Raw genomic sequence first — 22210 nt, 5'->3', positions numbered from 1 at the left:
CGGGCCGGGCGCCGGGGTGCCCGGGGCCCCGGCGGCGTCCGGCTCCGCGTCGTGCCGCTCCCGGGCCTCGGGGGCGCGCAGCGCCAGCGCAGCGCGGGCCGCCTCGGCCGGCGGCACCCCGGAGCCGGTGAGCCGGCACATCTCCTCCAGCACCTCCAGGTCCCGCGGTGACCAGCGGCGATGCCGTCCGCCCTCGCGGGTGGCCGGACCCACGCCGTAGCGGCGGTCCCAGGAGCGCAGTGTCGTGGGGGCCACACCGAACCGCCGGGCCACGGCGCCGGTGGTCAGGCCGGCCGTGGGGGCGTCCCGCGCCGGGCCGGAGGCGGCGGAAGGCGGTGTCCGGCCGTTCGGGTCGCTTCGGTCGCTGCTCATGCCTCCATCATACGACGCACAATCGATGCAAGTGGCTCCGCTGTGCATCGTTTGGTGACTCTCGAGGTGTCGCACAGGGCCGGCGCACCCGGCGAGACCCCGGCGAGAGGAACCCGCGATGACCACCGCCACCGAGCACCCCCCGGTCCGCGCTCCCCAGGAGGACGCGGCCGCCCGTTCCCTGCGGGCACCCGTCGAGGAGACCGCTGCGGACGAACGGCTCGCCCGGGCGTTCGCCCGGGGGGACGCGCACAGCCTCGCCGCCGTCTACCGGCGCTGGGGGACCCTGGTGCACACCCTCGCTCTGCGGTCCCTGGGCGACCGCGGCGAGGCCGAGGACGTCACCCAGCAGGTCTTCCTCGCCGCCTGGCGCGGGCGCGCCGGGTACCGGCCGGACCGCGGCGCGCTCGGCGCCTGGCTGGTGGGCATCACCCGCCGGAAGATCGCCGACGCGCTCGCCGCCCGCACCCGCCGGACCCGGCTGTTCGCCGCGGCCGCCGCCCGGGAGGGCCTTCCGGTCGTGGAGCAGGCCACCGCCGGGGCCGCGGACGGGGTCGTCGACCGGGTGCTGGTCGCGACCGAGCTCGCCCGGCTCCCACAGGCGCAGCAGCTCGTCCTCCGGCTGGCCTTCTACGAGGACCTGACGCAGACCCAGATCGCCGCCCGGACCGGCATGGCCCTCGGCACCGTCAAGAGCCACGCGCGCCGTGGCCTGCACCGGCTCCGCCGGGTGCTGGAGTCCGTGCCCGCCGAGGGCTGACCGCGCGGTCCGCGCGGTCCGGCTCCGGACGACCGGAAGAGGAGACACGATGCAACTGCGTGACGAACTGCCCGTCGACCACCGGCTGGCCGGCGTCTACCGTTACGGCGCGGCCCTCAGCGGGCTCGTCCTGCTGGCTTTCGGCCTGCTCGGCTTCGCCGACCGGCTGGCCTTCTTCGACACCGACGGGGAGCAGATCGCCGGGCTCTCCAGCAACGGCATGCTGAGCCTTCTCTCCGTCCTCTCGGCCTGCTGCTGATCGGCGGTGCCGTGGCCGGAGGCAACGCCGCGTCCACCCTGAACATGGCGGTCGGCGCCACCTTCGTGCTCAGCGGCTTCGTCCACCTCGCCCTGCTGGAGCGCTCCGCGAACATCCTGGCGTTCCGGATGCCCAACGTCCTGTTCAGCTTCGCCATGGGGCTGCTGATCCTGACCTTCGGCATGTACGGGCGGGTGAGCGGCGGACTGCCCCACGACAACCCGTACTGGCGCCGGCGCCACCCCGAGCAGGCCGCGCGCGAGGAGAGGCGCCGCGAGGAGATCGCAGCCGGGGAGAGGCGCCGCGAGGAGACCGCGGCGGGGGAGCGCCGGGCCGCCCCGGGGGCGGAGACCGCCCACGCGCGGCCCGCCGTGCGGGGAGGGACCGCGGCGGGCGCCCGCGGCGTGGCCGGCGGTGCGAGGGAGCTGCGAGGCCATGCGGCCCCGGGGGAGCGGCCGTGAAGGCCGTCCCCCGGCGCCTCGCCGTCTGGGTGCTCGCCGCACTGGCGACGGCCGCGCTGGTCGGGTCGCTGCTCACGGCGCTCGGCGGCTCCGGTGGCGACCCGCCGCCGGACTTCGGGCGCCCGCCCGCGGCCACCGGCCCGGCGCCCGCACCGCCCCCGTCCACGGAGACCGGTGCGGAGGCCGGGCCCGCCGGGGCGCAAGCCGCTCCCCCGCCCGTACGGCTCCGGGTGCCCGAGGTCTCGCTGGACGCGTCGGTGGTGCCGGTGGGCGTCGCGGACGACGGCACGGTACGCGTCCCGGCGGAGCCCCGGCAGGCCGGCTGGTACCGGTTCGGTCCCGCACCCGGCGCGGAGCGGGGCTCCGCCGTACTCGTCGGGCACGTCGACTCCCGTACCGGGGAGCTCGGCGCCCTCGCCGCCCTCTACGAGGTGCGGCCGGGCGACGGTGTGCGGGTCGCCCGGGACGGCGGGCCCGAACTGCGCTACACGGTGACCGCGCGCGCCACCGTCGAGAAGGACGCCCTGCCGGCCGCGGTGTTCCGCAGGGCCGGGCCGCCGGTGCTGACGCTGGTCACCTGCGCGCCGCCGTACGACCCGGAGCGTGGCGGCTATCAGCGGAATCTGGTCGTCACGGCGGAGCCCGCAGGGTGACGCGGGGCGCATCCGTGCGGGGCGCGTCGTGCGAAGTCCCCGATGAGAGCCCCGTGACAGCGCGGGACCGTCCCGCGGGGACTCCACGAGGGAAGGGTGAAGGAGAATCTGATGCCGTACTCACGCAAGACCGCTCTGCTGGCGGCCGTGGCCGGAAGCTGTGTGCTCGGTCTGTCGGCCGCCCTTCCCGCCGGCGCCGCCTCCGGTGGGAGCGCCGGAGCCGCCGGAAGCACCGCTGACACCCAGGGCAAGGCCATGGTGTCGGTGTTCCACGGCGTGCCCGGGATGACCGTGGACGTCTACGCCGGGGACAAGGAACTCATCCCGGACTTCGAGCCGGGCACCCTGACGGACCCGATGCCGCTCCAGCCGGGCAGCTACGACCTGAAGGTCTTCCCGGACGGCTCGGGCCCCGGCGACGGCAAGCCGGCGATGGAGAAGACGGTCGAGGTGCGCAAGGGGAGCAACGCCACGGTCGCCGCCCACCTCTCCGCGGACGGCACGCCGAAGCTGTCCGCCTATGCGAACGACACCTCCAAGGTCCCGGCCGGCGAGTCCCGCCTGACGGTTCGTCATGTCGCGGCCGCCCCCGCGGTCGACGTACGGGCGGACGGCAAGGCCGTCTTCCGGGACCTGAGCAACCCGCAGGAGAAGAGCGCCGAGGTCGCACCCGGCACCGTCTCCGCGGACGTGGTGCTCGCAGGCACCGACCAGGTCGCGATCGGCCCGGCCGACCTGCCGCTGGAGGAGGGCACGCACACCGTCGTCTACGCCTGGGGCAGCGCCGAGGACGACAGCCTGGCGCTGAAGACCCAGACCCTCTCCGGCATGCACTCCGCCCCCGGCGGTGTCCCGGCCGGCGAGGGCGACGCGATGGCGGGCGGCAACGACTCCACCGCCTGGCTGGCCGCCGGCGGCGCGGGAGCGGCCGTGCTCGCCGCCGGGGCGGTGCTGACGGCCCGCCGGCGCGCCGCCGCCCAGGAGCACTGAACCGCCCGCGTGCCCCGAGGTTCTCCGCAGTCACCACGAGCGGCGCCGGGAGGCGCCGGGAGGAGGAACACAGTTCACCGGTCTCCCCGGCCGGGCGCCGTCCGGCCGGGGGCTCGCGGCCCCGGTCCCGTCGCCGTCCCCCTCCGGCGGGGCCGGGCCGCCGCACGGCGCCGTACGCCGGGGACGCGTACGGCGCCGTGCACCGAACGGAGGGAGGTGCACCACGTGCCGCACATCGACGCCGCCGACCTCGTGGCCCGGGCCGTGGAGGGCGACCAGGCGGTCGCCGCCGAGGCCCAGGACCGGCATCTGGCCCGCTGTGCCGAGTGCCGCGAGCGCCTGGCGGCGCTGCGGCGCGTGGTGCGGGCCGCCCGGTCCGCACCCGGACCGGACCGGCCGGTGCCGCCGCCCCCCTGGCTGTGGCCGGCCCTCGCCCGCCGCGCGGGGGTGCCGGCGCACGAGCCACCCGGGCCGCCCCGTGAGCCGGGGCGGAATCCGCCGGGGGCCACCTGGCGTCGCAGGCCGCGTCAGGGGCCGCCGGGGGGCCGGAAGTAGCAGCTGGTCCCGGCGGTCCGGGGCCGGCTCCGGGGGCTCGGGTCCGGTCCCGGCGGTGCGGGTCTGGTCCGGTCGTCCTGGGTGTGGTCCCGGCGGTGCGGGCCGGTTCGGTCGGTTCGGGACGGCCTCGGCGGCCTGGGTCTGGTCCCGTCGGCCCGGGCTTGGGCCCGGCGGTCCGGCCGGTTCGGTCGTCCACTGGGTTGATCCCGGCGGCCGGTCGGCCCGCGGCGGCACGACGGCCGGCGGGCCCCGGCGGCTGCCTCCGGGCGCGGTGTGCGCCCGCGGTCCCTGCCGGACGCCCGCGGGCCCCCTCGACGGGCGGTCAGTCCACCCCGCGGGCCCGGCGGAAGCGGTCGGCTCCGGCGGCCAGGTCGACCAGCGGCTCCGGGTAGTCCAGTGCCTCCCGGTCGGCCCGGGGCAGGGACCAGGGGGTGTGCACCCGCCGCCCCCGGACCCCGGCCAGCTCCGGCACCCAGCGCCGCACATAGGAGCCGTCCGGGTCGAAGCGCCGGGCCTGGGCGAGCGGGTTGAGCACCCGGTTGGGCCGGGTGTCCGTCCCGGTGCCGGCCACCCACTGCCAGTTGAGCTGGTTGTTCGCCAGGTCGCCGTCGACCAGCAGGTCCAGGAAGTGCCGGGCTCCGGTCCGCCAGTCGATGTAGAGCGTCTTGGTGAGGAAGCCGGCGGTGAGCAGCCGGGCGCGGTTGTGCATCCAGCCCTCGTGGCGGAGCTGCCGCATCGCCGCATCCACGATCGGGTAGCCGGTGCGGCCGTCCCGCCAGGCGGCGGCGTCCTCGCGGGCGTCCCGGCCGGTCCGCCACCGGTCGCCCCTGTCGCGGTAGTCGGCGTGCGCGGCCTGCGGGCGGGCGGCGAGCACCTGGTGGTGGAAGTCCCGCCAGGCGAGCTGCCGTACGAACGCCTCGGCCCCGGGGCCGCCGTGCTCGCGGGACCGGTGCACCAGTTCCACGGCGGAGAGGGTGCCGAAGTGCAGGTGCGGGGAGAGCCGGGAGGTGGCGTCGCCGGCCAGGTCGTCGTGGCGGTCCGCGTAGCCGTCGATCCCGCGGCGCAGCCAGGCGGCGAACCGCCGCCGGCCTTCGGCCTCGCCGCCCTCCGGCAACCCGGGTGAGGTGTCGCGCACCCGCCCCCGCTCGGGCAGCCGGCCGGAGCGCACCTGTCCGGGCACCGGCACCCGCCGCGGGGCCGGCACCGGCGTCCGCAGCGACTCCTGTTCCCAGCGCCGGAAGTAGGGGGTGAAGACGGCGAAGTGGTCCCGGTCCTGCGGGGTGACCGCGCCCGGGGGCAGCGCGGTGGTCACGGCGTCGTGCACGCGCAGATCCCGGCCGTCCCCTGCCAGGCCCTCGCGCAGCCGGTCCTCCCGCCGCCGTGCGTACGCCCCGACGGAGGCGGCGAGATGCACCTCCCCCGCGCCGGTCTCCCGGGCCACCTCCCGCACCTGCTGCACCACGTCCCCGCTGCGCAGCACCAGCCGCCCGCCGCGCTCGCGCAGTCCCGCGTCGAGACCTGCCAGGCAGTCGGCGAGGAAGGCGCGCCGGTTCGGTACGTCGAAGCCGGCCGCGGTGATCGCGTCGTCCTGCACGAACAGCGGCACCACCTGCTCCGACGCGTCGAGGGCGGCCCGCAGTACGGGATTGTCGTGCAGCCGCAGATCGGCGGTGAACAGGGCGATCGAGACCTTCAACAGCTCTCCCGGGGGCGGTGCGCGGGCGCGGGCGCGGCCCGGACGGACGCGTCCGGGCCGCCTCACCGGGGATTCTGCGCGCCGCCGCCGCCCGGATGCGGCGCCGCGCACCGCGGGTCACCCGGACGGCGGCGGCCGGAGCCCGGTGCCGGCCCGCGACCCCCGACCCCGGTCCATCGCCCGACCCCGGTCCTTCGCCCGTCTCAGTCCGCCGACCGGCGCAGGGCGCCGGGCCACCACACCTGCGGGCCGATGTCCCGCACCAGCGCGGGCACCAGCAGCGAGCGGACGACCAGGGTGTCCAGCAGCACGCCGAACGCCACGATGAACGCGATCTGCACCAGGAAGGCGAGCGGGAGCACCGCGAGCGCGGCGAAGGTGGCGGCCAGCACGACGCCGGCGGAGGTGATCACCCCGCCGGTGGCGCTGAGCCCGGTGAGCACGCCCCGGCGGGTGCCGCTGCGGCGGGCCTCCTCGCGGACCCGGGTCATCAGGAAGATGTTGTAGTCGACGCCCAGGGCGACCAGGAAGACGAAGCCGTACAGCGGGACCGACGGATCGGTGCCGGAGAAGCCGAAGACGTGTTCGAAGGCGAGCGCGGCCACGCCCACGGTCGCGGTGAAGTTCAGCGCCACCGTCGCCACCAGCAGCAGCGGCAGCAGCAGGGCGCGCAGCAGCACCACCAGGATCACCAGGATGATGGCGAGCACGACCGGTGGGATGATCTGCCGGTCGCGCTCGGCGGCCTGCTGGATGTCGTACTGCTGCGCGGTGTAGCCGCCGACCAGCGCGTCGGCGCCGGGGACCGCGTGCACCCCGTCGCGCAGCCGCTGCACGGTCTCCATCGCCGCCTCGCTGTCCGCCGCGGCCGTCGGTGTGGCCCGGACCAGGGCCTGCCCGTCCTCGGTGAGCGGGGCGCCGCCGGGGCGTCCGGAGGCGGTCACCGGGGCGGCGTCCGCGACACCTTCGGTGGTCCGCGCCACCCGGGTGACCTCGCGCAGCCGGTCCGCGTCGGTGACGATGACGGCCGGGTTGCCGGAGCTGCCGGGGAAGTGCTCGTCGAGCACCTGCTGCGCGGAGACGGACGGCGTGTCGTTGATGAAGGTCTCGCTCAGCGGCACGCCCTGCGCGTTGAGCCCGGTGGCCAAGGCCGAACAGGCGGCCAGCACCACCAGGGTGCCCGCCCAGATCCGGCGAGGGGCCCGGTCGACCGCGCCGGCCACCCGGGGCCACACGCCCCGCCCGCGGGTGCCCGGGTCGGTGGGGCCGGTGGTCTCCTTGGGGCGGGCCGGCCAGTAGGCGGCGCGGCCGAGCAGGGTGAGCGCGGCGGGCAGGAAGGTGAGGGCGGAGAGCATCGCGCAGACGATGCCGATGGCGCCGACGGGGCCGAGGGCCCGGTTGTTGGAGAGGTCGCTGAGGAGCAGGGCGAGCAGTCCCAGTCCGACGGTGGCTCCGCTGGCGACCACGGCCCCGAAGGAACGGCGCAGCGCCGCGGTCATCGCGGCGAACCGGTCGCCGTGTCCGGCCAGCTCCTCCTTGAAGCGCGCGGAGATCAGCAACGCGTAGTCGGTGGCGGCGCCGATGACCAGGATGAAGAGGATGCCCTGCACCTGGCCGTCCACCCGCAGCACGTCGTGGTCGGCCAGTGTGTAGACCACCGCGGTGGCGAGCGCGAGCGCGAGGACGGCGGCGAGGATGACGGTCAGGGGCAGGAGCACGCTGCGGTAGACCAGCAGCAGGATCAGGAGGACGACGCCGAGCGCCACCGAGAGCAGCAGCCCGTCGATGCCCGCGAAGGCGTCCGTGAGGTCCGCCTGGGTCGCGGCCGGGCCGGCGATGTGCACCGTGGTGTCCGGCACCGTCCCGGCGGCCTCCCGCAGGGTGCCGACCACTTCCCCTACGCGTTCGCCCACAGCGGAGTCGAGCTGGACGACGCCGCGCATCGCCTCGCGGTCCTCGGACGGGACCGCGGGGGAGGCCTCGCCCTGGACGGCGGGCTCGTCCGTGACACCGGACAGCGCCGTGGTGGCGGCTTGGCGCTGCTGTGCGGAGACCGAGCCGTCGTCGGCCGTCCACACGACGATCGCCGGGATGCCCTCGTCCGTGCGGAGCCGCTCCTGGGCGTCCAGCACCCGCGTGGACTCGGCGTTCTGCGGCAGGAAGGCGGACTGCTCGTTGGTGGCGACCTCGCTCAGCTTGCCCGGATACGGGCCGAAGAGGCCGCCGACGGCGACCCAGAGCAGCAGCAGGGCGACGGGCAGCAGGCGGCGCGGAGTGCGCGGCATGAAGTGTCCTCATCAGGGTGGTCGGGGGCCGGTGCAATATATCTCAATGATTGAGAGACTTGTATCCTGGACCGGTGAACGCCTCTTCCGACGGCGAGGGCTCCGTGGATGCGCCGCCGCCCGGCCGGGACGGCCCGGAGCCACCCGCGTCCGCCGCCGGTCTGCGCTCCTTCGCCGTGCAGCTCCGCCGGATGAACGCCGCCTTCCAGCGGACCGCGCAGGAGTTCGCCCGTTCCCAGGGGCTGCACCACACCGATGTGGCCGCGCTCATCGCGATCCTGGACGGTGACGGGAAGGGCGGCGCGCTGACGCCGGGCCGGCTGCGGGACCACCTCCGTCTCACCTCCGGTGCCGTCACCGCCTGCCTGGACCGCCTGGAGCGGGCCGGTCACGTACGCCGGGTCCGGGACGCGGCGGACGGCCGGGTGGTCCACCTCCACTACGCGCCCCTCGGCCGGTCGGTCGCCCGGGAGTCCTTCCGCCCGCTGGCGCGGAGCGTCGACGCGACCCGGCAGGAGTTCACCGAGGCCGAACTGAGGACCGTGCTGCGCTTCCTGCGGACGCTGAACGACCACCTGGACGAGGAACGCGGGTCCGCCGGGTAGCCCGGCACGCAGTACGGGAAACTCTCCGGCGGGGCGTCAGCCGGGTTGCCGGGTGGCGGTTCCGGCGGGCCGGGCGGCCTCGGCCGCCGTGGCGGCTTCGGTGATGTTCCGTGCCATGCCGCCGAACACCAGTCCGTGGAAGGGTGCGACGGCCCACCAGTAGGCGTGGCCCGTCAGCCCGTGCGGGTGGAACAGCGCGCGCTGCCGGTAGACCGTACGGCCCTGGGCGTCCGTGCCCACCCGCAGCTCCAGCCAGGCCAGCCCGGGCAGCCGCATCTCGGCGCGGAGCCGCAGCAGGCGCCCCGGCTCGATCTCCTCGACCCGCCAGAAGTCCAGCGAGTCGCCTACCCGCAGCCGGTCGGCGTCCCGCCGCCCGCGGCGCAGGCCGACGCCTCCCGCGAACCGGTCCAGCCGGCCCCGCACCGACCAGGCGAAGCGGGAGGAGTACCAGCCGCGGTCGCCGCCGATGCCCTCGATCACCCGCCAGAGGGCCTCCGGCGAGGCGGCGGCGCGCCGTTCCCGGCGGTCGGTGTAGAGGCTGCCGCCCGACCAGTCGGGGTCGGTGGGCAGCGGGTCGCTGGGCGCGCCCGGTACCGAGGCGGAGGACCAGCGGGTCGCCACCTCGGCGTCCCGCACCCGCTGGAGGGCGAGGCGCAGCGCGCGGTCGACGCCCAGCAGCCCGCCCGGGGGGTCGGGCACGTACCGCGCGATGTCCCGCTCGTGGCAGACCACCTCGTGCCGCAACGACTCCGCCAGCGGCCGGGCGATGGCCGGCGGAACCGGGGTGACCAGGCCGATCCACTGGCTGGACAGCCGCGGGGTGAGGACCGGCACCGGCACGATCAGCCGCCGGGGCAGCCCGGCCACCGCGGCGTACCGCTGCATCATCTCCCGGTACGTCAGCACGTCCGGCCCGCCGACGTCGAAGGCCCGGCTGACCTCCTCCGGCAGCTCCGCGCAGCCCACCAGCAGGCGCAGCACGTCGCGTACGGCGATGGGTTGCAGCGTCGTGCCCACCCAGCTCGGGGTGACCATCACCGGCAGGCGTTCGGTCAGATAGCGCAGCATCTCGAACGACGCCGATCCGGAGCCGATCACCACCGCGGCCCGCAGCACGGCGGTGGGCACCCCGCAGTCCAGCAGGATGCGCCCGACCTCGGCACGGGAGCGGAGATGCGGGGAGAGTTCGCGCTCCGGCACTCCGGCGGGGGTGAGGCCGCCGAGGTAGACCAGGCGCCGCAGACCCGCCGCCCGGGCCTGCTCGCCGAAGGTCCGGGCCGCCCGGCGGTCCTTCTCCTCGAAGTCCCGCCCGCCGCCGAGCGCGTGCACCAGGTAGTAGGCGATCTGAGCGCCGCGCATCGCCTCCGCCAGGGAGGCGGCGTCGGTGACGTCGCCGCGCACCACCTCCACCCGGTCCGCCCACGGGTGGTCGCGCAGCTTGGCGGGCGTACGGGCCAGGCAGCGCACGGCGTATCCCGCGTCCAGCAGGGCCGGCACCAGCCGGCCGCCGATGTATCCGCTGGCGCCGGTCACCAGGCAGCGGGGTGCGGGGTCCGTGCCGCGGGCGGGCTCCGGCGCGGGCCGCGCGGGGGTGCCGGGGCGGTCGGGCACGGGAACCAGCTCCTTCGTGGGGTCCGGTGGGGGCGGTCCCTCACTGTGCCCCGCCCGGCCCGCCCCACGCCTCCGACGCGCCCCGGGAAGCGGTCTGCGCCCCGCCGAGCCGGTGAACGGGGGAGGCGGGGCGCCAGGGGGACGGGGCCGGCGGGCGCTGCCCGGGGGGACCGGTCGGCACGTCCCTGGACCCGGTCGGCCGGGGGCGACAGGCCGGCCCGTCCCCCCGGTGTCCGGAGGCGGTGAGGCGGTGTCAGCCGCCCTGCGGCCAGGTGTAGAAGCCGCGGCCGGACTTGCGGCCCAGCTCGCCGGCCGCGACCTTCTCCCGGAGGATGCGGGGTGGCTCGAAGCGCGGCCCGTAGGTCGCGGCGAGGTGCTGCGCGATGTCCAGCCGCACGTCGAGGCCGACCAGGTCGGTGAGGCGGAGCGGGCCCATCGGGTGCTTGTAGCCCAGCTCCATGGCGCGGTCGATGTCCTCGGCGTCCGCCACGCCGTCCTCCAGCATCCGCATCGCCTCCAGCCCGATGGCCACCCCCAGCCGGCTGGTGGCAAAGCCGGGGGCGTCGCGGACGACGATGGTCTCCTTGCCGATCAGCGCGGCCGTGGCGCGTGCCCGCTCCAGGGCGGCGTCCGTGGTGGCGGCGCCCCGGACGATCTCCACCAGGGGCATCGACCAGACGGGGTTGAAGAAGTGCAGCCCGAGGAAGGCGCCGGGGCGTTCGAGGGCGCCGGCCAGCCCGTCGATGCTGAGCCCGCTGGTGTTGCTGGCCAGCAGCTCCGGTTCGCGCGCTTCGGCCTCGGTGAGCACCCGGCGCTTGAGGTCGGCCCGCTCGGGCACCGCCTCCACCACCAGGTCCAGCCCGCGGGGGAGTCCGGCCACGGCTTGCGCGACGTCGATCCGGTCCGGCAGGGCCCCGGCGGCGGAGGCGTCCAGCTTGCCGCGCTCCACGGCGCGCGCCGCCTGCTTCCGGGCGGTCTCGCGCGCGCGTTCCGCCTGTTCCGGGTCGGGTTCCACGAGGGTGACCGCGCACCCCGCGGCGGCGCACACATAGGCCACGCCGAGCCCCATGGTCCCGCCGCCGATCACGCCCACTCGCCGCACGTCCGGCTCGCTCACCCTGCCTCCACGACTCTCGACGCTGAGAATGCGCCGCCAACCTACTACCGCCCGGCCGGGGGCCCCGGGGTGGGGTGCCGGCCGGGCCGGGGCCCCACCAGAGTGGATACCGTTCGACCGGTTTCCATTGACATACCGTTCGACCGGTTTTTACGATGGGGTGGTCGTCGTCCGGTGCCGGGCGGCGGGACCGGAGACGGCCGTGCGCCGGGAGGTGAGGAACCGTGCCGGGTCTCGAGGACGGACGTACGGAAGCCCCTGGGGACGGTGACGCCGCCCGGCTGGTGGTGGTGGGTGCGCTCGGCGACTCGCTGCCCGCCACCGAGGGGTTCCTGGTCTCGATGCGGCTGCGCTGCCGCGGCTTCCGCACGGTCAACCTGGGCACGGGCGTGACTCTGCCCGGTGCCCTGGCCGCGCTGGTCCGGCATCCGCGGGCCGAGGCGCTGCTGCTGGCCGGCGGTCCGGGCGCGCCGCTGGCCCGGGAACTGACCGGGCTGCGCCGGTGGTGCGCGGCCGGCGGCGTGCGGCGGCCGGTCTTCGTGGGCGGCAGCGGGGACGGCGCCTGGCGACTGCCCGGGCCGGCCGCAGTCGCGCTGCGGGAACTCGGAGTCGCCGCTGTGCTGGCCGACCTGGCCGACGCCGCCTTCCTGCTCCCGCGGCGGGCCGCGCCCTCCCCGGCCGGGCGTGCCGGGCCGGGCGCGGGAACTGCGGGGGGCCCGGCAGCCGCGTGGGCCGCCGGTGACCGGGCGACGGGACATCGAGGGTGACGAGCCCTCCGGGCGGGCGGGACGGGCCCTCCCGCCCGGAGGGCGGGGACGGAGTGGGGCGATGGTGAAGCAGGAACGGTCGGCGCGCACGGTGGAGCGGTTGCTGTGGTCCGCGGCCGAGCAGGTCGACCGGCGGGGCTTCACCGCCGCCTCCCTGGCCGACGTCAGTCGCGCGGCCGGGGTGACCAAGGGGGCGCTGTTCTTCCACTTCCCCACCAAGCAGGCGCTCGCGGAGGCGATCCAGGCGCGCGGCGACGACGTGCTGGAGGAGGTCGTCGGGGACCTGCGCCAGGAGCGGGACTCGGCGCTGGAGACCCTGGTGGACGTCACCCGGGCCTTCAACCGGCTGCTCCGCGAGGACCCCTTCGTACGCGCCTCCGTGCGGGTGACCCGGGAGCGCCCCGCGGGGGAGGAGCCCTCGGTCCACGACCTCTACACCCGCTGGCTCGCACAGTGCTGCCGGCTGCTGGACGACGCGCGGGCGGGCGGCGAACTGGGGCGCGCGGTGGCGGACGCCTCGGCACGGACGCTGGTGACCGCCACCGTGCTCGGGCTGGAGACCCTCGCCTGGATGGGGTACGCGCAGACGGAGGCGGAACGCTGGCTCGACGGGGTGTGGCGGCTGCTGCTGCCGCTGCTCGCCCCGGACACGGACTGGACGGCCGTCACGGACTCCGCAGCCCCGGACGGGACGGCCCCCGCAGGGACGGCTGACGCGGACCGGGCGTCTCCGGGCGACGGCGGCCCGGGGCTTCCGGAGCCCCGCGCCTCCCGGGACCGGTCCTGACGGGGCGCCGGGTCAGCGGCCGGCCGTCGCCGGTTCCCCGGTGCGGTCCGCGGCCGGAGACCGGGAGCCCGCGGCCACGGCCGGCACCGTGCCGGCGGCGTCCGGCAGCCCGAACACGGTGTCCAGATCGGCCGAGCCGGCGGGGTCGAAGCGCCCGAGGCGGCGGGGCGGGACGAGTCCGGGCAGCAGCCAGGTCCACAGGTCCGTGACCCGCCGGGTCAGGTCCTCCCGGCCGGTGCGGACCTGCGAGGCGATCTGGATGCCGGTGAAGGAACCGACCACCAGGGTCGCCGCGTCCTCCGCGGACACCTCCGGGCGGAGATCCCCGCTGTCCCGCGCCGGCTCCAGGCAGGCCCGCAGGGTGGCGATCCACCGGTCGTAGAACCGGCGGTCCGGGTCGGAGAAGGAGCCGTACTCCAGGACGAGCCGGATGCCGGCCCGCACCCGCACGTTGCTGCGCAGCTCCCGGGCCATGCGGTGCGTCAGGTCGATCGCCGTCTGGACGCCGGGCCGCTCGACCCGTTCCAGCAGGGCTGCGGTGTCGAACTGGTCCTCCATCACGGCGTAGGCCAGCGACTCCTTCGACGCGAAGTGGAAGTAGAGGGCGCCCTTGGTCACCCCCGCCTCCTTCACGATGTCGCTCAGGCTGGTGCTGCCGAACCCGGCCGCGTCGAAGGCCCGGGCCGCACCCTCCACGATCGCCGCCCGGGTGACCTCGGCACGCTCCTGCTTGGCCCTCGGCACAGATCCTCCCTTCCGCCACGGTGCGCGGAGCGGCGTGCCGCCTGCCCCGCGCCCCCCCCGCGGCAAGCCTACGGGCAATCCTGCTCCGCGGGCTTAAAAAATACCAGTCGACTGGTACGGTAATTCGCGTCTGCACCACTGCACCACCAGGCCACGGGTCCGGGACCCGGCGTCTGCCCTGCTCGTATGGTCAGGAGGCCAGCGATGAGTGCACTTCTTCAGACCCCTCTTCCTACCGACCGCCCGGCTCCGGGCTCCTTTCCCGCGGAGCCGGAACTCTTCGAACAGACCGTGCCCCGCACCCTGGTGCACCGCGCCGCCGTCTCCGAGGTGCTGCTGACCGGTATCCGCCCGGACGGTGAGCACGCCTACCGGGTCGGCGCCCAGTGGCCGCGTGGCCACAGCTACTACGGTCCCGTGGCCGGCTCCTGGCACGACCCCATGCTGCTCGCCGAGACCATCCGGCAGGCGGGGCTGCTCGTCGCCCATCAGGTGCTGCGGGTGCCCGGCGACACCCGGTTCGCCACCCGGGACACCTCCTTCCAGGTGACCGAGGACGGCGTACGGCTCGCCGACCGCCCGGCGGACCTGGTGCTGGACGTCCGGCTGAGCGAGGTCTCCCGGCGCGGCACCGCGGTGAGCGGGTTCGCCTACGACGTCACCTGCTACCGGGACGGCCGGCGCATCGGCACCGGGAGCACCACGGCGGCCTGCATACCGGACCGCGTCTACCGAAGACTGCGCGGCGCCCGGGCGGGCAACGTCGTGGAGCGACCGCTGCCGGAGCCCGTGGCGGCCGAGCGGGTCGGGCGGTGTGCGGAGCAGGACGTGGTGCTCGGCGTCACCGAGGTCGACCAGGTGTGGACGCTGCGCGCGGACCCGGACCACCCCGTCCTCTTCGACCACCGTGTCGACCATTTCCCGGGCATGGTGGTGATGGAGGCCGCACGCCAGGCGGCCCTCACCGCCCTGGGCTGCCCCGACGGCCTCTTCGTGGGATGCGCCGGCAGCTTCCGGCGGTACATCGAGTTCGACTCGCCCTGCCTGCTCTCCGTGGCCGAGCCGCAGAACTGCCTCGGCGGGCGGAGCGTGGTCCCGGTGACCTTCCATCAGGGCGGTGCCGAGGTGGCCTCCTGCGACGTCGCGGTCCGCGACCCGCACTGACGCGGCCCCCGGCCGCCCGCCGTGCACTCCGTTCTCCGCGCGGAGCCTCAGCCCCCGGCCCGCGGGCGCCAGGCCGTACCCGGCCGGGACGCCCAGGCGACGGGCGACCGCGGACCGGTGTGCTCCCGGCACCAGGGCGCCGTGCGACCGCCCGGCCACCCCGCTTCACCGCCCCCGGGCCCGGCACCGCCCGGCGCGCTCCCCGCCGCGGGAGCGCCGTGCGGGGCCCGGCGTGCGGCGAGAGTCAGCAGCACGGCCGTCACGGCGGCCAGTTCGTCCGGCTCCGGGGCGCCGCGCAGTATCCGTAGCCCCGCGCTCACTGGGGCTGGTTCCCGTGCTTGCGGCTGGGCAGCGGCGCGTGCTTGGACCGGAAGGCGGCGAGCGCGTCGATGATCCGGGAGCGGGTCTCGGCCGGGTCGATCACGTCGTCCACCAGTCCGCGTTCCGCCGCGTAGTAGGGATGCATCAGAGCCCGGCGGTACTCCTCGATCCGTTCCGCGCGGGTGGCCTCGGGGTCCGCGGAGGCGGCGATCTCCCGCCGGAAGACCACGCCGGCCGCGCCCTCGGCACCCATCACCGCGATCTCGTTCACCGGCCAGGCCAGCGCCAGGTCCGCGCCGATCGACAGCGAGTCCATCACGATGTACGCGCCGCCGTACGCCTTGCGCAGCACCACCGAGATCCGCGGGACGGTGGCGTTGCAGTAGGCGTAGAGCAGCTTGGCGCCGTGCCGGATCACGCCGCCGTGCTCCTGGCCGACGCCCGGCAGGAAACCGGGCACGTCGACCAGGGTGACCAGCGGGATGTTGAAGGCGTCGCACATCTGCACGAAACGGGCGGCCTTCTCGGAGGCGTGGATGTCCAGCACCCCGGCCAGGCTGGCCGGCTGGTTGGCCACGACCCCCGCCACCTCGCCGCCCAGCCGCACCAGGGCGCAGACCACGTTGGTCGCCCAGCCCTCGTGCACCTCGAACAGCTCGCCGTCGTCGGCGATCTCCTCGATCACCGCGCGCATGTCGTAGGAACGCGCGGGATCGGCGGGCACCAGCCCGGCCAGTCCCTCGCAGCGCCGGTCCACCGGGTCCGCCTCCCCCGCCGCGGGCGGCAGCTCGCGGTTGTTGGCGGGCAGCAGGGAGAGCAGATAGCGCACCTCGTCGAGGCAGGTCTCCTCGTCGTCGTAGGCGAAGTGCGCCACGCCGGAGGCGGTGGCGTGCGCGTCGGCGCCGCCCAGCGCCTCGTGCGTGATGTCCTCCCCGGTCACCGCCCGCACCACGTCCGGCCCGGTGATGAACATCTGCGCGGTGCCGCGGACCATGAAGACGAAGTCGGTCAGCGCGGGGGAGTAGGCGGCCCCGCCGGCGCACGGTCCCAGCAGCACGCTGATCTGCGGGATCACCCCGGAGTTGCGGACGTTGCGGCGGAAGATGCCGCCGTACCCCGCGAGCGCCGTCACCCCCTCCTGGATGCGGGCGCCCGCGCCGTCGCAGAGCCCGACGAGCGGGGCGCCCGCCGACTCGGCCATGTCCATGATCTTGTGGATCTTCTGCGCATGGGCCTCACCCAGCGCGCCGCCGAAGATGCGGAAGTCGTGGGCGTAGGCGAAGACACGGCGGCCGTCCACCAGGCCCCAGCCGGTCACCACGCCGTCCGTGTGCGGGCGCTTCGCCTCCAGCCCGAAGCCGGTCGCCCGGTGCCGGCGGAAGGGCTCCACCTCGGTGAAGGAACCCTCGTCGAAGAGGAGCGCCAGCCGCTCCCGGGCGGTCAGCTTGCCCTTGGCGTGCTGGGCCTCGGTCGCGCCCGGACCGGGACCGGCCTCCACGGCCGCCCGGAGCCCGTCCAGTTCGGCGACGCGCTCCCGCACCGTCGGCGTGCGGCCGGCCGCCTGCTGCCCGGAACCCGGCGCCGCTCCCGGCCCGGTTTCCGGGGGCGGCGCCGGGCGCGCTCTGGGGCGTACGGGTCGTGGGGGCGCCCCGTGCGCGGGCACGGCGGTGAAGGTCTCCAGCGGGTGGGCCGGTACGGCCGGGCGTGCCCGGGCGGTCTCCTCGACGATGCTCATCAGGCGGTCCTTCCGGACGGTGGCGACGGCGGGTGGCGTGCGGCGGTACGGCGGCGTGCCCGGGCCGGGCCCCGCGGGGCCGTACGGCCCGGGGCCGGTGGGGAACGGTGTGCGACCCCCGCGCTCGCAGGGTGCGCGGCGCCTTGCGCGGACGGCAACGGCGGGGCGTGCCGGTGTACCGAAAGGGGCAGCGGGGCCGGTCTTCCTTCGGGGCATTCGCCGTTCGGCGGGGTCGCGGGAGGGGAGGAGCCGCGTAGCGTCACGGGCGCTCCCGGCGGTGCCGGCGCTCCCGGACGGCCGGTGCGCCGACCGCGCCGCCGCGGCGAGCGCGTCGGGTCCGCCAGGCCCGTCGGGCGCGTCGGGCGCGTCAAGGAATCGCTCACAAGGATCAGACCGACTGGACGTCCTGTTCGTTCAGTGTATTCTGAACACTCGAAAGGGGGTGGGTGTTGCGAACCGAATCGACCGCGAGTCCGCAGGAGCTGGAGTTCGTCGAGGCCGTGGCCTTCCAGTTCGAGCAGCAGGGGCTGCTGAGGATGGCCGGCCGTGCCGTGGGGTGGTTGCTGATCTGCGAGCCGGAGGACCAGTCGCTGGGCGAGATCGCCGGGGCGCTGTCCGTCAGCGTCGGCTCCGTCAGCTCGGCGCTGCGTCATCTGGTGCCGGGCGGCCTGGTCGAGCGGTTCAGCCGTCCCGGAGAGCGGCGCGACCGGTACCGGCTCAACGCCCAGGCCTGGTTCGCGCACGCCATGGGCCAGGTGTCGCGGTACGGCGAGTTCAGACGGGTGACGGAACGGGGGCTTCGGCTGCTGGCCGAAGAGCCGCGGCCGCGGAGCCGCCGGCTGCAGGAGATGCACGACTTCTACGAGTGGCTGGAGCGCGAGATGCCGCTGGTCTGGAGTCGCTGGGAGCAGGAGATCAAAGGAGCGGATGCACGATGACCCCTGTGGCGCTCACCGAGGGCCTCAGCAAGTCGTACGGGAAGCACAAGGCACTCGACGACCTGTCGCTGAGCATCTCCCCTGGGGAGGTGTTCGGGTACCTCGGCCCCAACGGTGCGGGCAAGACGACCACCATCCGGCTGTTGCTGGACCTCATCCGCCCGACCTCCGGCCGTGTGGAGCTGTTCGGCAAGGATCCCCGGGACGGCGGCGGTGAGCTGCGCCGCCGGATCGGCTATCTGCCGGGCGAGCTGCCGCTGGCCGGCCGGGGCACCGGTCTGGAGCTGCTGGAGTTCCTCGCCCGGGCCCGCGGCGGAGTGGAGAAGGCCGCGATCCACGGGCTCGCCGAGCGGCTGGGCGTGGACCTGCGCCGCCCGGTGCACAGCCTCTCCAAGGGGAACAAGCAGAAGGTCGGCATCATCCAGGCCTTCATGCACACCCCGGAGCTGCTGATCCTGGACGAGCCGACCACCGGTCTCGACCCGCTGGTCCAGCAGGAGTTCCTGACCATGGTCCGCGAGGCCAAGCAGAACGGCCAGACGGTGCTGATGTCCTCGCACATCCTCTCCGAGGTCCAGCACGTCGGTGACCGGGTGGCGATCGTCCGCGGCGGCCGGCTGGTCTCCGTCTCCAACGTCGACACCCTGCTGGAGCAGGCCCAGCGGCGGGTGGAGATCCGCTTCTCCGACCCCGTCGATCCCCGGGTGTTCTCCGTGCTCCCCGGCGTCCGCGACGTGGACGTCCGCGCCAACACCCTGAGCTGCACCCTCGACGGCGCCGCCGACGCGCTCGTCAAGGAGGCGGCCCGGCACACCGTGCTCAGCCTGGTGTGCGAAGAGCCCGATCTCGAGGAAATCTTCCTGCACGCGTACGCGCAGGACTCCGAGGAGGAGATGCAAGGTGTCCGCTGAACCGCTCGCCGTCTTCGGGAAGGCCCTGCGCGACCAGCGCCGCGGCCTGCTCTTCTGGGGCGTCGGACTGGCTCTGGTGACCCTGATGTACACCTCCAGCTTCGACCCGGACAAGGTCGTCGAGGACGCCGGCGGCCTCCAGAAGGCGCTCAACTTCGACGACCTGGCCTCCGGCCCCGGCTTCCTGCGCGCCACCGTGCTCGGCATGATCGTCCCGCTGCTGCTGCTGGTCTTCGTGACCATCTCCGGCGCCAAGTCGGTGGCGGGCGAGGAGGAGACCGGTCTGCTGGACCTGTATCTCGCCCAGCCGATCGAGCGCGGGCGACTGCTGCTGGAGCGGTTCGCCGCCATGTGTCTGGCGGTGGCCGCGTTCGCCCTCCTGGTGGGGGCCGAACTGGTGCTGCTGAACGCCGCACTGGACATGAACGTCGGCTTCGGCAACCTCGTCGTCACCGTGCTCGGACTGGCCCTGCTGGTGATCACACTCGGGGCGGTCGCCTTCGCGACCGGAGCGATCACCGGCCGCCGCACCCTGACCCTGGCGGTCACCGCGGGCTACGGCGGGTTCTCCTTCGCCATCAACGCGCTGGCCTCGCAGTCGGAGGCGATCGAGCCGCTGAAGTACCTCTCGGCCTTCCACTACTACCTGGGCGGCAACCCGCTCCGGGACGGCTTCTCGCCGGGCATGCTCGTCCTGGTGATCGCCCCGGTGGTGCTGATGGCCGTGGGTCTCGCCCGCTTCCGGACGCGCGACCTGAACGTCTGACACCCGGGCTCCGGCCCGCACGAGCCGGCTCCGCCGCCCTTTCCCCCGGGGGCGGCGGAGCCTTGTGATCTCCGTGGGGCTGGTGCTGCCCGCGGCGCTCGCGCCGGCCTCCGGCCCCGCCCGCCTGCTCGCCCGGCCGGTGCTCGCCCGGCTCGGCCGCGTCTCCTACGGAGTCTTCCTGTGGCACATGGTCGTGATGCTCCGCACCCTGCGGATCACCGGTTCGGAGTGGGGTGAGGCCGGTCTGACCGGGTTCTGGATCATGCTCCCGCTCACCGGTGCGGTGTCGGTGCTCTTCGGCTGGCTCAGCCACGCCCTGGTGGAGGACCCCCTGCGGCGGCGCCACCGCGGGCGGCCCCGCGGCCCCGGGCCGTCCTCCTGACGCCCGGACCCGGGGGACCCCGCTGGGTGGACGGTCCGGCGGCCGCGGCGGGCACGCCGGGGCGGTGCGCCGTCAGCCCGGCGCGGGCTGGGCGAGCGGCCGGACCGGCACGGTGATCCGGTAACCCACCCCGCGCACGGTCTCGATCCACTCGTTGCTGCCGAGTTTGCTGCGCAGCGAGCCCACATGGACGTCGAGGGTGCGGGTGGAGCCGAACCAGTTCTCGTCCCACACCCGGTACATGATCTCCCGGCGCTCCCGCACCCGTCCCGGCTCGTGCAGCAGCAGGGCCAGCAGATCGAACTCCTTGCGGGTCACCCGGACCTCGTCCCCGTGCAGCAGCACCTTCCGGGTGCGCAGGTCCAGCTCCAGCGGCCCGGCACGCAGCGGGGCGGGCACCGGATCCCCGGGACCCTGCCCGGCGGACAGCGCGCCGGACAGGGTGCTTGCGGGTACGGGTGCGGGGACGGGCAGCGGCCCCGGGCCCGTACGGGCCGGGCCGCCGTCGCCGGCCGTGTGGTGCCGGCAGGCCGCGGTGCGGCGCAGTACCGCCTCCATGCGCGCCACCAGTTCGTACCGGCTGAACGGTTTGGGCACCACGTCGTCGGCGCCCCAGCGCAGCGCCATCACCCGGTCCAGCTCGTCGGAGCGGGTGCTCAGTGCGATGACGGGCACGCAGGACCGTTCGCGGATGCGGCGGCACACCTCGTGCCCGTCCAGGTCCGGCAGGTCCAGGTCGAGCAGGACCAGCGCGGCGTCGTCCAGCCGGCTCAGCGCCTCGGCGCCGGAGGCGGCGCCGAGGAGGGTGTACCCGTGCACGCCGAGGACCTGTTCGAGCGCCTCGGCCGTTCTCGCGTCGTGGTCGGCTATCAACACGTTGATGGGTCTGTACGTCGCGGTCACCAGGGCCCCCGGTATCTCCTTGAAAAACAGGTCGACTGGTTTTCTTTGAACTGTCTAGCAAGCCGGGGGAGCCTGCTTCAACGGTGCGCCCGCCCCCACGGCCCCAGGGAGGCAGGGGGCGATGCCTCCAACGGGGTACCCCGGACGTCCTGCCGCGGGCCCATGCCCCGCGAACATGTCTGCTTTGCACCGTTGTTCGTTCAAGTGATCGGGATACGCTCCGGTGTTCAGGGGCATGCGGTACCGGAGCGGGCCGGAACGGTCCCCACGAGGGCGCAACGGGGGTGAGAGGAATGGCCGAACGGGCTGCCCGGGCCGGGCACGCCGGTCGGGCGGAGCCGGCGGGACACGCCCCGCGCGTCCCGGCCGCACAGCTCCTGGAGAGCCGCACGGACGAGGTGCTGGCCGCCTACGAGGCCGCGCTGCGGAGCACCGAGAGCTCGCTGCTCCGGGACGAGCAACTGGCCCGCCGTTACGTCGCCGAGGCACGGCGGATCCTTGCCCACGTGGTCGCCGAGCTGCGCAGCGGGACCTACCTTCCGGCCGGTACGGAAACCCTGGGCTCCCCTCCGGAACCGCCCGGCGGCCCCCGCACCCACCCGGTGGAGTCCGGCCGGGCCGCGACCGCCCTCTTCGACGCCGTCGTGGTCGCGCTGCTGGGCGACCTCTCCGCGGCCCGGCTACGGGACGCCGACGCCGCGGTGCTCTTCTCGCTGCTCCACCGGCAGGTCCTCGCCCGGCACACCGCCCGCGCGGTGGCGCACATCGGCTACCTGCTGGAGCGGGTGCACAGCGCGCACAACGACGAACGCCGCCGCATCGCGCGCGAACTGCACGACGAGGTCGCCGGCCACCTGGGCAGCGCCCTCAACGGGTTCGAACTCCACGACCTCTACCTCCCCGACCGGCCGGAGCTGGCCCGGGAGAAGCTCGGCGCCGCCCGGGAGACCGTCCGCGGTTCCCTCGGCGCGCTGCGCGACGTGATGGGCGGGCTGCGCCGGCAGATCGACGCCGAGCCACTGCGCGCCGCGCTCCTCCGGGACCTGGAGGACGCGGGGGAGCACGCCCCTGACGTCCGCGTCTCGGTGACCGGCGACGAGTCCTGGGTGCCCGCCGTCACCTCCGACGAACTCCTGCTCATCCTGCGGGAGGCACAGCGCAACGCCGTACGCCACGCCCGGGCCCGGCTGGTCCGGGTCGCCGTCCACGTCGCGCCCGGCGAGGTCCGGGGCTCCGTGGAGGACGACGGCGTCGGCTTTGACGCCACGGCCGCACCACCCCGCGGCCACGGCGGAATGCTCTCGATGCGCGAACGCGCGGAACTCCTCGGCGGCAGCGTCACCGTGGAGTCCCGGCCGGGATGCGGGACCCGCGTCCTGGTCTTCATCCCACTCGAGGGGGAACCGGATGACGACCGCCCGTAGACCC

Annotated in this window: 22 protein-coding genes and 1 pseudogene; 14 read left to right on the top strand and 9 right to left on the bottom strand. The window is 75.2% G+C overall.

Going from position 1 to position 22210, the window contains the following annotated elements:
* On the bottom strand, positions 1-372 hold a 372-nt coding region (locus HOY81_RS15870; protein ID WP_237321061.1), incomplete at its 3' end, for a MerR family transcriptional regulator.
* 118 nt (positions 373-490) lie between these two features.
* On the opposite strand from HOY81_RS15870, the gene HOY81_RS15865 reads away from it, so the two are divergent.
* The 5 genes and pseudogenes from HOY81_RS15865 to HOY81_RS15845 all read left to right on the top strand — a co-directional run bounded on the left by HOY81_RS15865 (position 491) and on the right by HOY81_RS15845 (position 4050).
* A complete protein-coding gene (locus HOY81_RS15865) occupies positions 491-1132 on the top strand; it encodes a sigma-70 family RNA polymerase sigma factor (RefSeq protein WP_237321060.1) in 642 nt (213 codons plus the stop codon).
* A gap of 49 nt (positions 1133-1181) precedes the next feature.
* Positions 1182-1852: pseudogene (locus HOY81_RS15860) on the top strand (DUF4383 domain-containing protein).
* Entirely contained in the window at positions 1849-2505 is a 657-nt protein-coding gene (locus HOY81_RS15855) for a class F sortase (RefSeq protein ID WP_237321059.1), read from the top strand. Before HOY81_RS15860 ends, HOY81_RS15855 begins: the two are co-directional and overlap by 4 nt.
* Before the next feature lie 111 nt (positions 2506-2616).
* A complete protein-coding gene (locus tag HOY81_RS15850) occupies positions 2617-3495 on the top strand; it encodes a DUF4397 domain-containing protein (protein WP_237321058.1) in 879 nt (292 codons plus the stop codon).
* A gap of 225 nt (positions 3496-3720) precedes the next feature.
* Positions 3721-4050 (top strand): hypothetical protein, encoded by a 330-nt coding sequence (locus HOY81_RS15845; protein ID WP_237321057.1) that lies wholly within the window; start codon positions 3721-3723, stop codon positions 4048-4050.
* Between the two features lie 322 nt (positions 4051-4372).
* Here HOY81_RS15845 and HOY81_RS15840 read toward each other — a convergent pair whose 3' ends face one another.
* Both HOY81_RS15840 and HOY81_RS15835 read right to left on the bottom strand, forming a co-directional pair.
* A complete protein-coding gene (locus tag HOY81_RS15840; RefSeq protein ID WP_237321056.1) occupies positions 4373-5746 on the bottom strand; it encodes a deoxyribodipyrimidine photo-lyase in 1374 nt (457 codons plus the stop codon).
* A 203-nt stretch (positions 5747-5949) separates the two neighbouring features.
* Positions 5950-8031, bottom strand: coding sequence for an MMPL family transporter (locus tag HOY81_RS15835; RefSeq protein WP_237321055.1), 2082 nt, complete (start codon positions 8029-8031; stop codon positions 5950-5952).
* A 104-nt stretch (positions 8032-8135) separates the two neighbouring features.
* Between HOY81_RS15835 and HOY81_RS15830 the strand changes: the two genes are divergently transcribed.
* Positions 8136-8636 (top strand): MarR family winged helix-turn-helix transcriptional regulator, encoded by a 501-nt coding sequence (locus HOY81_RS15830; RefSeq protein ID WP_237321066.1) that lies wholly within the window; start codon positions 8136-8138, stop codon positions 8634-8636.
* Between the two features lie 36 nt (positions 8637-8672).
* Here the strand turns inward: HOY81_RS15830 and HOY81_RS15825 are convergent, their stop codons facing one another.
* The gene (locus HOY81_RS15825; protein WP_237321065.1) at positions 8673-10169 is read right to left on the bottom strand and encodes an SDR family oxidoreductase; all 1497 of its coding nucleotides are present in this window, start codon (positions 10167-10169) and stop codon (positions 8673-8675) included.
* Between the two features lie 331 nt (positions 10170-10500).
* Positions 10501-11364 (bottom strand): 3-hydroxyacyl-CoA dehydrogenase family protein, encoded by an 864-nt coding sequence (locus HOY81_RS15820; protein ID WP_308341074.1) that lies wholly within the window; start codon positions 11362-11364, stop codon positions 10501-10503.
* A 224-nt stretch (positions 11365-11588) separates the two neighbouring features.
* Here HOY81_RS15820 and HOY81_RS15815 point away from each other — a divergent pair, with 224 nt between their 5' ends.
* Both HOY81_RS15815 and HOY81_RS15810 read left to right on the top strand, forming a co-directional pair.
* The gene (locus tag HOY81_RS15815) at positions 11589-12131 is read left to right on the top strand and encodes a hypothetical protein (RefSeq protein WP_237321054.1); all 543 of its coding nucleotides are present in this window, start codon (positions 11589-11591) and stop codon (positions 12129-12131) included.
* A 61-nt stretch (positions 12132-12192) separates the two neighbouring features.
* Positions 12193-12918: a ScbR family autoregulator-binding transcription factor gene (locus tag HOY81_RS15810; protein WP_237321053.1), complete on the top strand. Its 726-nt coding sequence runs from the start codon at positions 12193-12195 to the stop codon at positions 12916-12918.
* A gap of 12 nt (positions 12919-12930) precedes the next feature.
* Here HOY81_RS15810 and HOY81_RS15805 read toward each other — a convergent pair whose 3' ends face one another.
* On the bottom strand, positions 12931-13662 hold the full coding sequence (locus HOY81_RS15805; protein ID WP_237321052.1) for a ScbR family autoregulator-binding transcription factor: 732 nt from the start codon (positions 13660-13662) through the stop codon (positions 12931-12933).
* Between the two features lie 204 nt (positions 13663-13866).
* On the opposite strand from HOY81_RS15805, the gene HOY81_RS15800 reads away from it, so the two are divergent.
* The gene (locus tag HOY81_RS15800; RefSeq protein WP_237321051.1) at positions 13867-14826 is read left to right on the top strand and encodes a ScbA/BarX family gamma-butyrolactone biosynthesis protein; all 960 of its coding nucleotides are present in this window, start codon (positions 13867-13869) and stop codon (positions 14824-14826) included.
* Positions 14827-14873: 47 nt separating this feature from the next.
* On the opposite strand, the gene HOY81_RS27735 is transcribed toward HOY81_RS15800, so the two are convergent.
* Positions 14874-15146: an acyl-CoA carboxylase subunit epsilon gene (locus HOY81_RS27735; RefSeq protein ID WP_368857739.1), complete on the bottom strand. Its 273-nt coding sequence runs from the start codon at positions 15144-15146 to the stop codon at positions 14874-14876.
* Positions 15143-16882, bottom strand: coding sequence for an acyl-CoA carboxylase subunit beta (locus HOY81_RS15795; protein WP_237321050.1), 1740 nt, complete (start codon positions 16880-16882; stop codon positions 15143-15145). The genes HOY81_RS27735 and HOY81_RS15795 overlap by 4 nt, the downstream gene beginning before the upstream one ends.
* 449 nt (positions 16883-17331) lie before the next feature.
* Here HOY81_RS15795 and HOY81_RS15790 point away from each other — a divergent pair, with 449 nt between their 5' ends.
* The 4 genes from HOY81_RS15790 (at position 17332) to HOY81_RS15775 (ending at position 19879) form a co-directional block, all read left to right on the top strand.
* Complete coding sequence (locus HOY81_RS15790) at positions 17332-17820, top strand: GbsR/MarR family transcriptional regulator (protein WP_237321049.1); 489 nt, start codon at positions 17332-17334, stop codon at positions 17818-17820.
* Positions 17817-18731: an ABC transporter ATP-binding protein gene (locus tag HOY81_RS15785; protein WP_237321048.1), complete on the top strand. Its 915-nt coding sequence runs from the start codon at positions 17817-17819 to the stop codon at positions 18729-18731. The genes HOY81_RS15790 and HOY81_RS15785 overlap by 4 nt, the downstream gene beginning before the upstream one ends.
* Positions 18721-19497 carry an ABC transporter permease subunit gene (locus HOY81_RS15780; RefSeq protein WP_237321047.1) on the top strand — a complete coding sequence of 259 codons (777 nt, stop codon included), beginning with the start codon at positions 18721-18723 and terminating at the stop codon, positions 19495-19497. The genes HOY81_RS15785 and HOY81_RS15780 overlap by 11 nt, the downstream gene beginning before the upstream one ends.
* 64 nt (positions 19498-19561) lie before the next feature.
* Positions 19562-19879, top strand: a complete 318-nt coding sequence (locus tag HOY81_RS15775) for a hypothetical protein (RefSeq protein WP_237321046.1) — start codon at positions 19562-19564, stop codon at positions 19877-19879.
* A gap of 72 nt (positions 19880-19951) precedes the next feature.
* Here HOY81_RS15775 and HOY81_RS15770 read toward each other — a convergent pair whose 3' ends face one another.
* A complete protein-coding gene (locus HOY81_RS15770; RefSeq protein WP_308341072.1) occupies positions 19952-20782 on the bottom strand; it encodes a response regulator transcription factor in 831 nt (276 codons plus the stop codon).
* Positions 20783-21075: 293 nt separating this feature from the next.
* On the opposite strand from HOY81_RS15770, the gene HOY81_RS15765 reads away from it, so the two are divergent.
* Positions 21076-22206, top strand: coding sequence for a sensor histidine kinase (locus HOY81_RS15765; protein ID WP_237321045.1), 1131 nt, complete (start codon positions 21076-21078; stop codon positions 22204-22206).
* Positions 22207-22210 lie beyond the last annotated feature (4 nt).

It is taken from the genome of Streptomyces sp. JJ36 (assembly GCF_021696945.1).
In the GTDB taxonomy this organism is placed as follows: domain Bacteria; phylum Actinomycetota; class Actinomycetes; order Streptomycetales; family Streptomycetaceae; genus Streptomyces.
The sequence above is the reverse complement of the archived record's forward strand: the minus strand, read 5'-3'. Positions and strand labels throughout refer to the sequence as shown.

What these genes read in the sequence shown, in the direction of transcription:
- HOY81_RS15865 (WP_237321060.1), top strand. Translation starts at nt 491, where the DNA reads ATGACCACCGCCACCGAGCACCCCCCGGTCCGCGCTCCCCAGGAGGAC.
- HOY81_RS15800 (WP_237321051.1), top strand. Translation starts at nt 13,867, where the DNA reads ATGAGTGCACTTCTTCAGACCCCTCTTCCTACCGACCGCCCGGCTCCG.
- HOY81_RS15785 (WP_237321048.1), top strand. Translation starts at nt 17,817, where the DNA reads ATGACCCCTGTGGCGCTCACCGAGGGCCTCAGCAAGTCGTACGGGAAG.
- HOY81_RS15765 (WP_237321045.1), top strand. Translation starts at nt 21,076, where the DNA reads ATGGCCGAACGGGCTGCCCGGGCCGGGCACGCCGGTCGGGCGGAGCCG.
- HOY81_RS15835 (WP_237321055.1), bottom strand. Translation starts at nt 8,031, where the DNA reads ATGCCGCGCACTCCGCGCCGCCTGCTGCCCGTCGCCCTGCTGCTGCTC.
- HOY81_RS15795 (WP_237321050.1), bottom strand. Translation starts at nt 16,882, where the DNA reads ATGAGCATCGTCGAGGAGACCGCCCGGGCACGCCCGGCCGTACCGGCC.
- HOY81_RS15850 (WP_237321058.1), top strand. Translation starts at nt 2,617, where the DNA reads ATGCCGTACTCACGCAAGACCGCTCTGCTGGCGGCCGTGGCCGGAAGC.
- HOY81_RS15810 (WP_237321053.1), top strand. Translation starts at nt 12,193, where the DNA reads ATGGTGAAGCAGGAACGGTCGGCGCGCACGGTGGAGCGGTTGCTGTGG.